Origin of the sequence: Haemophilus parainfluenzae (genome assembly GCF_900450995.1) — a bacterium.
In the GTDB taxonomy this organism is placed as follows: domain Bacteria; phylum Pseudomonadota; class Gammaproteobacteria; order Enterobacterales; family Pasteurellaceae; genus Haemophilus_D; species Haemophilus_D parainfluenzae_O.
Map to the genome: position 1 here is coordinate 591,294 of NZ_UGHY01000002.1, position 12,178 is coordinate 603,471.

At 39.1% G+C, this 12,178-nt stretch carries 11 protein-coding genes and 5 tRNA genes; 9 read left to right on the plus strand and 7 right to left on the minus strand.

What is annotated here, in order from left to right; translation table 11 throughout:
- Positions 1 to 12: 12 nt before the first annotated feature.
- Both DX522_RS02960 and gltX read right to left on the minus strand, forming a co-directional pair.
- Positions 13 to 88 (minus strand) — tRNA-Ala (locus DX522_RS02960).
- An 80-nt stretch (positions 89 to 168) separates the two neighbouring features.
- On the minus strand, positions 169 to 1,611 hold the full coding sequence (gene gltX / locus DX522_RS02965) for a glutamate--tRNA ligase (RefSeq protein WP_115179761.1): 1,443 nt from the start codon (positions 1,609 to 1,611) through the stop codon (positions 169 to 171).
- Between the two features lie 172 nt (positions 1,612 to 1,783).
- Here gltX and DX522_RS02970 point away from each other — a divergent pair.
- The 4 genes from DX522_RS02970 to DX522_RS02985 all read left to right on the plus strand — a co-directional run bounded on the left by DX522_RS02970 (position 1,784) and on the right by DX522_RS02985 (position 2,237).
- Positions 1,784 to 1,859: transfer RNA gene (locus tag DX522_RS02970), tRNA-Val, on the plus strand.
- A gap of 44 nt (positions 1,860 to 1,903) precedes the next feature.
- Positions 1,904 to 1,979: transfer RNA gene (locus DX522_RS02975), tRNA-Val, on the plus strand.
- Between the two features lie 59 nt (positions 1,980 to 2,038).
- Positions 2,039 to 2,114, plus strand: a tRNA-Val gene (locus DX522_RS02980).
- Positions 2,115 to 2,161: 47 nt separating this feature from the next.
- Positions 2,162 to 2,237 (plus strand) — tRNA-Val (locus tag DX522_RS02985).
- 118 nt (positions 2,238 to 2,355) lie between these two features.
- Here DX522_RS02985 and DX522_RS02990 read toward each other — a convergent pair.
- The 3 genes from DX522_RS02990 to DX522_RS03000 all read right to left on the minus strand — a co-directional run bounded on the left by DX522_RS02990 (position 2,356) and on the right by DX522_RS03000 (position 5,502).
- Complete coding sequence (locus tag DX522_RS02990) at positions 2,356 to 3,348, minus strand: amidohydrolase family protein (RefSeq protein ID WP_115179762.1); 993 nt, start codon at positions 3,346 to 3,348, stop codon at positions 2,356 to 2,358.
- A 191-nt stretch (positions 3,349 to 3,539) separates the two neighbouring features.
- Positions 3,540 to 5,282 carry a DUF3413 domain-containing protein gene (locus DX522_RS02995; RefSeq protein WP_115179763.1) on the minus strand — a complete coding sequence of 581 codons (1,743 nt, stop codon included), beginning with the start codon at positions 5,280 to 5,282 and terminating at the stop codon, positions 3,540 to 3,542.
- Between the two features lies 1 nt (position 5,283).
- Entirely contained in the window at positions 5,284 to 5,502 is a 219-nt protein-coding gene (locus DX522_RS03000; RefSeq protein ID WP_014064863.1) for a YejL family protein, read from the minus strand.
- 139 nt (positions 5,503 to 5,641) lie between these two features.
- Here DX522_RS03000 and yejK point away from each other — a divergent pair, with 139 nt between their 5' ends.
- From yejK to cpxA, 4 genes are all read left to right on the plus strand, one after another.
- Complete coding sequence (gene yejK / locus DX522_RS03005) at positions 5,642 to 6,658, plus strand: nucleoid-associated protein YejK (protein WP_115179764.1); 1,017 nt, start codon at positions 5,642 to 5,644, stop codon at positions 6,656 to 6,658.
- Between the two features lie 62 nt (positions 6,659 to 6,720).
- Positions 6,721 to 7,134 carry an outer membrane protein assembly factor BamE gene (gene bamE, locus DX522_RS03010; RefSeq protein ID WP_111326512.1) on the plus strand — a complete coding sequence of 138 codons (414 nt, stop codon included), beginning with the start codon at positions 6,721 to 6,723 and terminating at the stop codon, positions 7,132 to 7,134.
- A gap of 63 nt (positions 7,135 to 7,197) precedes the next feature.
- Positions 7,198 to 7,905 carry a response regulator gene (locus tag DX522_RS03015; protein ID WP_115179765.1) on the plus strand — a complete coding sequence of 236 codons (708 nt, stop codon included), beginning with the start codon at positions 7,198 to 7,200 and terminating at the stop codon, positions 7,903 to 7,905.
- Positions 7,905 to 9,308 carry an envelope stress sensor histidine kinase CpxA gene (gene cpxA / locus DX522_RS03020; RefSeq protein WP_115179766.1) on the plus strand — a complete coding sequence of 468 codons (1,404 nt, stop codon included), beginning with the start codon at positions 7,905 to 7,907 and terminating at the stop codon, positions 9,306 to 9,308. The genes DX522_RS03015 and cpxA overlap by 1 nt, the downstream gene beginning before the upstream one ends.
- Before the next feature lie 37 nt (positions 9,309 to 9,345).
- Here cpxA and DX522_RS03025 read toward each other — a convergent pair whose 3' ends face one another.
- Positions 9,346 to 11,514 carry a heavy metal translocating P-type ATPase gene (locus DX522_RS03025; protein WP_115179767.1) on the minus strand — a complete coding sequence of 723 codons (2,169 nt, stop codon included), beginning with the start codon at positions 11,512 to 11,514 and terminating at the stop codon, positions 9,346 to 9,348.
- Complete coding sequence (locus DX522_RS03030) at positions 11,501 to 11,710, minus strand: heavy-metal-associated domain-containing protein (RefSeq protein ID WP_049356372.1); 210 nt, start codon at positions 11,708 to 11,710, stop codon at positions 11,501 to 11,503. Before DX522_RS03030 ends, DX522_RS03025 begins: the two co-directional genes overlap by 14 nt.
- An 80-nt stretch (positions 11,711 to 11,790) precedes the next feature.
- On the opposite strand from DX522_RS03030, the gene cueR reads away from it, so the two are divergent.
- Positions 11,791 to 12,177, plus strand: coding sequence for a Cu(I)-responsive transcriptional regulator (gene cueR / locus DX522_RS03035; RefSeq protein ID WP_115179768.1), 387 nt, complete (start codon positions 11,791 to 11,793; stop codon positions 12,175 to 12,177).
- Position 12,178 lies beyond the last annotated feature (1 nt).

Here is a 12,178-nt window from a genome sequence, read left to right on the forward strand (position 1 = left end):
AGGTTTTAAATTTGGTGGAGATAATCGGGATCGAACCGACGACCTCTTGAATGCCATTCAAGCGCTCTCCCAACTGAGCTATATCCCCAAATAACGCAAGCTATGATAAATTTCGGCTGATAAACTGTCAATATTGAAATAATCACATCCCGTTTATCAGCCTAAATATTAAGCGTTTTGAGATTTAATAAAATCAATGGCACGTTGGATACGCGCTAACACACGTTCACGACCGATACCCACTAATGTCACATCCATAGAAGGTGATTGACCTGAGCCTGTCACTGCCACGCGTAATGGCATCCCGACTTTACCCATACCCAATTCTAATTCAGCTGCGGTTTGTTCAATCGCTTCATGCGTAGAATGTAAATCCCAGCTAGAAAGTGCGGTCAATTTTTCTTTTACTTTTTCAAGTGGTTCAATCGCCGCTGTTTTAAAGTGTTTCTTCACCGCTGCTTCATCAAAGCTTTCAAACTCTTCGAAGAAATAACGGCTTGCTGATGCCATTTCTTTTAAGGTTTTACAACGTTCGGCAAGCATCGTCACGATTTCAGTTAATGCTGGGCCATTTGATGTATCAATACCTTGATCTTTATAGTGCCATGCAAGGTGTTTTGCCACATATTCAGGTGGTAATTCACGAATGTAATGATGATTTAACCACAATAATTTTTCAGTGTTAAATGCACTCGCAGACTTACTCACATGATCTAATTCGAAGAATTTAATCATTTCTTCACGTGTAAAGATCTCTTGGTCACCATGACCCCAACCTAAACGAACAAGATAGTTAATTAAGGCTTCAGGTAAATAACCGTCATCACGATATTGCATCACACTTACCGCACCATGACGTTTTGAAAGTTTTTGACCATCATCACCATTAATCATGGAAACGTGCGCATATACTGGGATTGGTGCGCCTAAGGCTTTTAAGATATTAATTTGGCGCGGGGTGTTGTTAATATGGTCTTCACCACGCACAACGTGAGTAATACCCATGTCCCAGTCATCCACTACCACACAGAAGTTGTAGGTTGGTGAACCATCGGTACGACGAATAATTAAATCATCTAATTCGCTGTTGCTGATTTCAATGCGACCACGCACGGCATCATCAAACACGACTGAACCTTCTGTTGGATTTTTAAAACGTACAACATGTGGCTCATCGGCTGAATGATTGTGATCATGTAAACAATGACGGTCATAACGTGGTTTTTCTTTGTTTTGCTCTTGTGTATGGCGTAATTCTTCTAAGCGTTCTTTAGAGCAATAGCAACGATAAGCCAAGCCTTGCTCAATCATTTCATCAATCACTTGATTGTAACGATCAAAGCGTTTGGTTTGATAGTAAGGACCATGTTCCCAAGCTAGGTTTAACCAGTCCATCCCTTCAATGATTGCCGCTGTTGCTTCTGGTGTAGAACGCTCTAAATCGGTATCTTCAATACGTAATACAAACTCACCGTTGTTATGTTTTGCAAATAGCCAAGAATAAAGGGCTGTACGTGCGCCGCCAACGTGCAAATAACCTGTCGGGCTTGGGGCAAAACGCGTACGTACTTTGACATTCGGATCTAATTCAAAAGGAGGATCAATTTTCATTTTCTTAATAACCTATTCATTTACAAAAATTACCTTTATTTTACTACGACTTGCGTGAGTTCTAAATAAAAAATCTGATTTTATGCCTATTTTTGCAACAACTAGACGCTTTTTCATAAAAATATATTGACTGAAATCTCATTATACTTATAATGCCAATCCACAACATTAAGGGCGATTAGCTCAGTTGGGAGAGCACCTCCCTTACAAGGAGGGGGTCACTGGTTCGAGACCGGTATCGCCCACCACTTTTTCCAAAGTAGACTTTAATGTTGTAAAAGTTTGACCAAGCGGGCGATTAGCTCAGTTGGGAGAGCATCTCCCTTACAAGGAGGGGGTCACTGGTTCGAGACCGGTATCGCCCACCACTTTTCTAAAGTGTTCTTTCCGCTCAAACTTTCCCATTATTTAAACGCTTTTCTTATGTGGGCGATTAGCTCAGTTGGGAGAGCACCTCCCTTACAAGGAGGGGGTCACTGGTTCGAGACCGGTATCGCCCACCACTTAATTTTAGTGTTTAAATAAATCCGAATACCTTTTCAGGTGCATCGGGCGATTAGCTCAGTTGGGAGAGCACCTCCCTTACAAGGAGGGGGTCACTGGTTCGAGACCGGTATCGCCCACCACTTTTCTTAAAGTCCTTTTTTAAATCAGTCAAATTAGCATTAGTTCTGTTTTATCTTATAAATAAAAACGGCCACAAAACTTTTCGTTTTATGACCGCACTTCTATCTAATTTTGGGATTAAACTGGCTCTAAACCTAACACTTTGCGTCCATTAATACTCGCAATATCAACCATTGCATCAAGATGTGGGAAACGACAGCCTGCAGCAAGTAAGCTTAGTTCTTGCCATAAATCCCCTTCACAAAGTGGCACCATATAATCACAGATATTATCTGTACCTAAGGCCACTGTAATTCCTTCCGGAATCATTTCATCTGCTGGTGTCAAGGCATTATGGAAAGGCATCAAATCTTCTTTTCGATTACTATCAATCCACGCCATTGGGCAAGCAATCATCATCATTTTTGCCTGACGCATTTTTTCATAAAGTTTATAGCGATATTCTTTGCTGTGGGCACCAATGGAAATACCATGGATTGCCACGACTCTCCCTTCCATACCATGCTCGATAGTTTTATCGCAAAGCTGCTCAGTTTCTTTTTCTTTAGGAGAATTGAATTGATCCACATGTACATGACACATAATGCCGCGAGATTTAGCAGTATCAAGCAGAATGTCCATTGCATCAAGACCGCGACCATAATCAAGCTCATCGCGATAAGGTAAACCACCAATCATATCCACCATATCAGAGCCAATATCAAACCATTTGCGTGCTTCTGGCTCAATGACCCCTTTTAAGGTTTGATTCGCAAATTTCAAAATAATGTCATGCTTATAAACTTCGCGAGCTTTGTGTGCAGCAATGATGGCTCGGTCTTCACAAATTGGGTCGATATCCACAAAAGTACCAAATGCCGTCACCCCTTGGGAAATCATCAGCTCAATCGATTGACAGAAACGGGCGTAATAATCATCAACACTTGATGTACGTTTCACTTCATCTACCAAATCCCATTTTTGTTGAAGATTACTATTGTGATAAATGCCAATTTTTTCGGGTGTCATTGTAAAAGCACGATCTGCGTGAGCGTGGGCATTGACCCAGCCACCTTTTTTAATGATTTCGTCTCGAATAAACGTTTTAAAGCTACGAACGTGATTTCTCATAATAACTCCGCCAAAAAAGAAAGGAAAAGAGAGACGAGAAGTGTATTAATTGAAAAGCAAACCCAATAAGGGTCAGATCTATTGTGAATTGTTTACAATGTTATGAAAAATTCGCAGATTTTAATTAATAACATCTTTTCAGTCTTTCAACTGGGTTGCAAAGTATAAAATTTTAAGCACAAAAAAGCTATCTATTTATTGACAAAAGAACGCTCTTGTTTGAAAACCTCTAAGAATAAGCCAAGCGGTGGGCGGCTAGAAGATTGCTCAGTATAAGTGCGGTCAAATTTCTTATAGTTTCCTTTGCGATCAATATGATACTGTGTGCCATCTGGCTGAATAATGACATTCCAACGGAAATTCGATGCCAACACCCAAGGATCGCCATTAAGCTCAAATAAATTACGGCCTTGTGCATAATCCGAAACTGGATTTTTCACTTTAAAGATTGATGACATCAATGCTGGTAATAAATCGGTATGGCTCGTTAATTTAGAGACTTCTTGCACCGGTAAATCTTTCCAGTAAACAATAAACGGTACTTGGATTTCATCACGACCAAAATAGTTTTCTTGCTCTTTTTCATTCAGCTTATTAAACGTTGTACCATGTTCTGCTGTAATAATGACTATCGTATTCTCTAAAGAAACTGATGCTAAGGTTTCATCAATCTGTTGGTCTATATCTGCAAGCGATTTGGTGTAATTTTCTTCCGTTTGATCTGCAATATCTAAATCCACATAAGCAAACCAAGGTTTATCCTCTTTTAAGAGAGATAAAACGCCATTTATCGCTTCTTTTGACGAAGAAGCGTTTACTTTAGGCAATTTCACATTACGGAACAAGGCTTGTTTAAATAAGCTATCTTTAAATGCTGTAGACGAATAAGCGACAAATTGATATTTCTCATCTTGTAGCTTTGTAATTAATACCGACGGTATGTGATTACTCAAAATACTGTCTGTATAATTTGCATTCAATCCATAGAATAAGCCCACTAAGCCGGCATTGTTCGTATTGCCGCTACTGTAATGATTCGTAAATTGAGTAGAGCTTGTGGCAAATTCAAACAATTTAGGCATTTTCTCACTAGTCAGCGCATCATAACGTAAGCCTGAAACAGTAATCACGAGGATATTTGGTTTGTTCTCAACTTGCTCAAACTGAAGGTCTTTTTTCGGATAATCAAGTTTTAATGCATCTAAACGCCCTTCTTGCTCTAAGCGCTGAGAGTATGTTTCCGCATTAATGAACCCCTGTTTTTCCAAAAAGGTTCGAGCAGTCATTGGATAAGAAAGTGGGAAATTTGAGCGTTGCATGGTAATCGGACGATATAAAAATGCATCCGCCCAAGCATAAATTAAGTGTGTTGCAATAAAAGTAGATGTCAGCACTAATCCGACTTTCTTCAGCCATTTTTGACGTTCTAAACTACGTAATTTTTCCCAACTCCAACGGGAGAAAAGCATTTGAATTAGCAAAATAATCGGCATCGGTGCAAAGAAAATTTGCCAATCCCGTGAAAGATCACCCTTTTCAGGATTCACTAACAAATTCCAAACAATAGACGAAAGGTGGATATTAAAACGGTTAAACACTTCTGTATCAAACAGCAATAAAGTGGTGCAAATCGTGGCAATAATTACCGTTAGTCCACGGAAAGTGCGGTGATTTTTGATGATGAAACTCAGCGGAAATATAACCAGCAAATACAAGGCAAAAACACAAAAGCTGAAATGACCTAATAAGCTGATAAAGAAATAAATTTTGCCGAGTAAGGTGTCTGGCCAGTCAATGAGAAAGGCGTAACGACTACCAATAAGAATTGCGATAATAATGTTAAAAAAAGCAAACCAATGTCCCCACGAAATTTTTCGTGAGGTTTCTTCACGGTATTCGCGTCCGTTGAATTTGCTCTTTTTAAACCACCACATTTTATTTTGTTTTCACCGAATTCATCAGAGAGTTAGCAAAGGCTTGTGCTAATGCTTCACGCTGTGCTGCTGGTACGCTAGTGGTCAATAAATTACTGGCCATATTGCCTAAAGCGATAAGAGAAAGATCAACGGGCGCTTTGTGAGTTTCAAGCACGCTAATCATGTCATTAATGATGGCATTAACTTGCCCATCGGAATACTTTGAATGTTGAGCCATTTGGAATGTTTAAGCCTGTTTCTAAATACAAAAAACTTCTCATATCATACCCGATAATTTGTCCAATCTGAATAATTTCTTTTTTCTTGCTTAAAAAGTGCGGTTATAATTTAAGGTAAATTTTATGAAGGAAAAAATTATGAGCATTACGGTTAATCAAATCGTGCTACATCAATTAGTTAAGCACGCTGAAAATGAAACCACTACGATGGAAAGCGTGTTGCGTGATGAACTTCTTACCATTACGCCAGAAGTCGAACAAATGATGTTGCAATTACATCAAGGTTATCAAAATAAAGGCAAAGCTTTTGGTGTCTTCCAAGAGAACTCTATTTTTGCACAAGATCTGAATCGTTTATTAGAAAATGAAATCAACTTTTTAAATTTCAGCCAACAATCTACGAAATTATTAGCGCAAGAATTGGGCAAATATAATTTTGCAGACAGCGGTACCCTTATCCTATGCCAATATAATTTTTTAGCGACGGATTACCTATTCATCGCACTATTAGATAGTCGTATCAGTATGTTAGTTGACGAAAATCTTGAAATTCGCCGTACAGAATACTTAGACATCACACAATTTGATATTGCGGCACGTATCAACTTAACGGATTTACAAGTAAATGCAAACTCAAACCGCTACCTTACCTTCATTAAAGGTCGTGTTGGTCGTAAAATTAGTGACTTCTTTATGGATTTCTTGGGTGCAGAAGAAGGTCTAAATCCACAAGTTCAAAACCAATGCTTATTACAAGCAGTCAGTGACTACTGTGAACAAGGTGAACTGAACAAAGAACAAACTCAGGCGGTGAAAAAACAGGTATTTGAGTACTGTAAAGGGCAATTAGCAAGCGGTGATGAAATTGCCTTAACTGAACTTTCAGCTAATTTGCCGACTCTAAATGAGCGCCCTTTTGTCACCTTTACAGAAGAGCAAGATTACGGTTTGGAAGAAACCATTCCACCAGTACGCTCAACCTTAAAAACATTAACAAAATTTTCAGGTTCCGGTAAAGGGGTGACATTAAGTTTTGATGCGGATTTATTGAATAACCGTATTGAATGGGATCCACTTACAGATACTTTAACAATCAAAGGGATACCACCAAATTTAAAAGATCAACTTCAAAAAGCATTAAAGTGCGATAATTAATTTGGCAAGATCATAAAGTTTCGGTATCATTCGACATAACTTTGCAGTAAAAGGTAAAAAATATGCAATTAAAAACATTTTTAGGTGCAGTTGTTTTAGCATTAAGCTTAACTTCTTGTTCAACTGTACAAAAAGTAGTTTATCGTATTGATGTACCACAAGGTAACTATTTAGAAGCAGCCACTGTGGCACAAGTAAAACCAGGCATGACAGCCCAACAAGTACAATATTTACTTGGCACACCGGTTTTAATTGATCCTTATAGTAACTTAACTTGGTATTACGTGTTCTTACAACAACACTCTTACCAAAAACCTGAGCAGCACACATTTACAGTGAAATTCGATCAAAACGGTTTAGTAAGTAGTGCAGAATTAGATAAGCCATTACCTGAAGTGGAAAAACAAGACGAAAATAATACTATCATCAGCACACCTGAAAATGCAGGTAAGAAAAGCTGGTGGAAATTCTGGTAGTCATAAAAAAACAATACCTGCTTGTCATATCAAGCAGGTTCGTTGTATTACAAGGGAATGAAAATGTCAAAAATTCTATTAGTTGATGATGATATTGAACTAACAGATTTACTTGCAGAAGTCTTACGACTGACTGGTTTTGAAGTTGAAATTGCAAATAATGGTCAAGAAGCATTAGACAAGTTAGACTCAAGTCACCAATTAGTCTTATTGGATGTTATGATGCCTGTATTAAACGGTATTGAAACACTCAAGAAAATTCGTCAAACATCAAACGTCCCTGTAATGATGCTTACTGCGCGTGGTGAAGAAATCGATCGTGTACTGGGCTTAGAACTTGGTGCCGATGACTATTTACCAAAACCATTTAACGATCGTGAACTTGTTGCCCGTATTAAGGCGATTTTGCGTCGTGCCGCTCCATCAGAAAAAGAAACACAAAATTCGACTGCACTTCCATCTGAAGAAAATACATTGGAATTTGCTGGCTTAGTGCTTCACTCTGGTTTTCAGCAAGCCTCTTATAAAGGCCAAGATCTCGGTCTAACTGGCTCTGAATTTGCACTACTCCACAAGCTTATACTTCGTCCGGGACAAATTGTCTCTCGTGAAGAATTAAGTATGAATGTGCTTGGCAAACACCTTTCTCCTTTCGATCGCTCGATTGATATGCATATGTCAAACTTGCGCAAAAAACTTCCAGAAAGAGACGATGGCTTACCATGGCTGAAAACGCTACGTGGCCGTGGTTACTTATTGGTTTGTGAATAATGCTTATTAAGAAATTCAGCTTAAATCAGCTCACTATACGCACATTTACTGTCTTTTGGTTGGCATTCTTTGCCATGACCGCACTTTTGGTCGCACTCCCTTATTTTGATAGCCGCTTATACTCAGATTTAAATCAAAATGAAATATCTAGCTATCAAAAGAAACTCGTTGAATCAATTCGTAACAATAGAATCAATGGTATTCTCGCAGGCGTTCCTGTGCTTCCAACTGATAAATTCGACTCTGCTCGCCCAGTCATCATGACGCCCGAAAAAGAAATCTTCGGCGCTTTAGGCGAAGAAAGAATGCATATTGCTCAGTTCGCCCAAGAATCAAGTAACTTTGCCCAGCCACAACGCAAAACGTTTAAAGATATCCAAATTGCAGGGCCTTTTAAAGTCTATATTGGCGATTCCGACCAAGCATCCGAATTATTCTTTGTGTCTCGAGTAAATGGTCAACAAGAAATTTTACGTTATATGCTTGACCACCCTTGGATCTTATTACTTTTAACGTTAATTATTACTACACCTTTGCTTTGGTGGTTCACTCATACCATCGTCAAACCTATTACCAATTTGCAAAAAGCCGCGAATAGCGTGGCTTTGGGGCACTTCAAAGTTGATAATAAGTTAGCGAACCATGGTCCATCAGAATTACGAGAAGTAGGTCAAAGCTTTAATAAGATGTCGATTGCAATTGATAGCCTAATTTCAAATCAACACAATCTGCTATCGTCCATTTCTCACGAATTAAAAACACCATTAACGCGTTTACAACTTTCCACTGCGCTAGTTCGTCATCAAACAGGTGATATTGAACCAGTAAAACGCATTGAAAAAGAAATACAACGAATGGATAAAATGATCAGCGAATTGTTGCTCATTTCTCGCCAACAGATGCATTCTCAAATGGAACACAATTTATTTTCCATCGACCAACTTTGGGATGATGTAATAAAAGACGCCTTATTTGAAGCTGAACAACGCCAGATCACTTGTGATGTGAATATCTCTATTTTACATCCTGAAAAGCATATGATTTATGGCAACCTAAGTTTGCTGACTAGTGCAATTGAAAACATCATTCGTAATGCATTGAAATACACGAAAGATCGTATTTTCTTAACTATTGATTTACATAAAAATGAGCAGGATGATAATTGCCTTCAAATTCGAGTAGATGATAATGGCTCAGGCTTACCACCTGAAGAATTTGATAAAATCTTTAAGCCATTCTATAGAGTTGATGAAACCAGAACAAGAGCCACTGGCGGAACGGGATTAGGTTTAACGATTGTCTACAATGTTGTGAATGAACACAATGGAAAAGTATGGGCTGAATCCAGCAATTTAGGCGGACTTGCCATCATAATTCAACTTCCATTATGGACACAAAGCTAGTTAAAACAAAAGGCGATATTTTCATATCGCCCTTTTCTTATTTAATTTTCACTCGTTTTAATCGTAACGCATTGGATAACACTGAAAGTGAACTCATTGCCATGGCTGCCCCTGCCAAAACAGGACTTAAGTAGCCCAATGCTGCTAGTGGAATACCTAACACATTATAAATCAAGGCAAAGAATAAATTTTGTTTGATATTCTTTAATGTTGCTCGAGAAATCATTAATCCATCGACTAACTGATCAACTGAATGTTGCATAAGTGTCGCCGATGCGGTTTGCTCTGCAACATCAGAACCCGATTTCATCGCAAAACTTACGTTAGCCATTGCTAATGCGGGGGCATCATTCACACCATCACCAACCATTGCCACCACTTTGCCTTGCTGACGTAATGCCTCAATATAAGCGGCTTTGTCACGTGGACTGCAATTACCCTGTGCGGTTTTTACACCGACTTGTTGGGCAACATAATCAACAACAGATTGCTGATCACCACTCATAATTACCACATTAATATTATGTTGGTGTAAGCGTTGAATCGCTTGCAAACTATCCTCTTTTAGACTGTCTGCTAATGCAAAGGCACCGATTGGACTATCATCTACAGACACCGCAACAATACTCGCAATTTGCCAAATTTGAGGCATATTATCCAGTAAGGTTAATTCACAATAAGTCGGCTTACCGACTTTAACCAAACCAACTCCTTCAATGTGAGCAGATATACCCTGCCCCACTTCTGAATGAACTGAAAGTGCGGTCGGAATTTCAAGTGATTTTTCCTGTGCAGCCAGGACTATCGCTTTAGCTAAAGGATGATTGGCATTTTGCTCAACGGAAGCCGCAATACGATATAAATCTTCCTCAGAATAGACCGCACTTTGTGGTTGCCAAACAGCGGCAATTTTGAGCTCTCCTTGCGTTATCGTTCCTGTTTTGTCTAATACCACCGTATCCACATGTGCTGCCTCTTCCATAGATGCCGCATCTTTAAACCAAATGCCTGCATTGACTGCTTTCCCCATGCCTACCATTATGGCAGCCGGTGTGGCAAGCCCTAACGCACAAGGACAGGCAATGACTAACACAGCAACCGCATGAATTAAGGCGGTTACCCAATCTCCTTTTATCCACCAGGTTAATCCAAATGTCATTGCGGAAATCAATAACACGGTAGGCACAAATACAGCTGAAACTTTGTCAGCAAAACGAGCAATCGGTGCTTTTGTACCTTGCGCCTCGGAAAGCGCTTTCATCATATCGCCCAATAGCGTTTGCTGTCCGAGTTGATTAGCTCGATAAATAAGACTACCTTGTGTCACCATTGCCCCTGCAAGCACAGGGCTTTGAGACATTTTTTCTAATGGGTGAGATTCACCGGTTAAATGACTCTCATCGCACCAACCACTCCCCTGTTCAACTACGCCATCAGCTGCAATACGTTCACCTTGATTAGCCCGTAAAATATCGCCTATTTTTACTTGATCAAGAGGAATCGTTTTCCAATGATTTTCACGCTGAACACTCACTTGTTTTGGGGTGAGTTGTAATAATAGCCCTAAACTGTTTAAGCTTTGTTTCTTCGTTCTTTCCTCAAGAAATTTCCCAAGGCTGACGAAACCGATGACCATCACCGATACTTCAAAATAGACATGAGATGCGCCATCATGCCCCATTGACTGATAATAAAACAGCATAAAGACCGAATAGAGATAAATCACCAACGTACCAGTACTCACGAGTACATCCATATTGGCCAAACCACCTCGAATACTACCAATCGCACCTTTATAAAAAGGAATAGCTAACCAAAGTTGCACAATGCTCGCAAGAACAAATTGCCACATTGGTGGTATCATCCAAGAATGATGATTAAACATCATCCCGCTCATTCCGATTAAAAAAGGAATATTAATGAACAAAAGCAACCATAAACGCGGACTAATCTTCGTTTCATTGGGCGAACTAGGCAACACATTTTGTTTTAGAATGCCATTAAATCCCGCTTTTTGAATAATTGTCAAAATATCTTGTTCTGAAGCCTGAGATGAATCAAATACTACGTGCGCTTCCTCTGCCGCAAAATTCACGCCTGCGTCAGAGACAAAATCATTTCGATTCAATACTTTCTCAATCCGATTAGCACAGGATTGACAGGTCATCCCCTCGATTTGAATGGCTATTTTTTTATTCTGTTGCATCAAAACCTGCCTCTTCGATTGTTTCAATTAATTGTGCAATACTAACCGCACTTTCATCAAAAGTAATCACCGCTTTACCGTCATCAAGTGTTACAACAGCTTTTTCTACGCCATTAAGCTCTTCCAACACTCTTGTGACGCTTTTCACACAACCACCACAAGTCATCCCTGTTACATGTAATGTAATTGATTTCATATTTACTCCTTAATTATTGATATAGATTGAAATTGAGCTTACTATAAACATTAACACAAGGTTAAGGTCAAGGATTTTTTATGAACATTAGTGAAGTGGCAAAATTAGTCGGTTTATCAAGTAAACAAATTCGAGATTATGAAAAGTCTGGCTTATTAAAACCAGCACAGAGAAGCCTTTCTGGTTATCGCCACTATAAAGAAAAGGATTTAGAACGACTGCGTTTTATTCGTCACTCTCGAGATGTAGGGTTTTCACTCCAACAAATTCACCAGCTTTTACAATTACAGGATAATCCCAATCGTAGTAGCCGAGAAGTGAAAGCACTCACGGCGCAGCATATTAAAACATTGAATGAGCAAATTCATCACTTGCAAAAAATGGTAGAGGAATTGGAACGATGGCATAACGCTTGTCAGGGCAATGATTGCCCTGAATGCAGTATTTTGGAAGGATTAAAAGGATAAA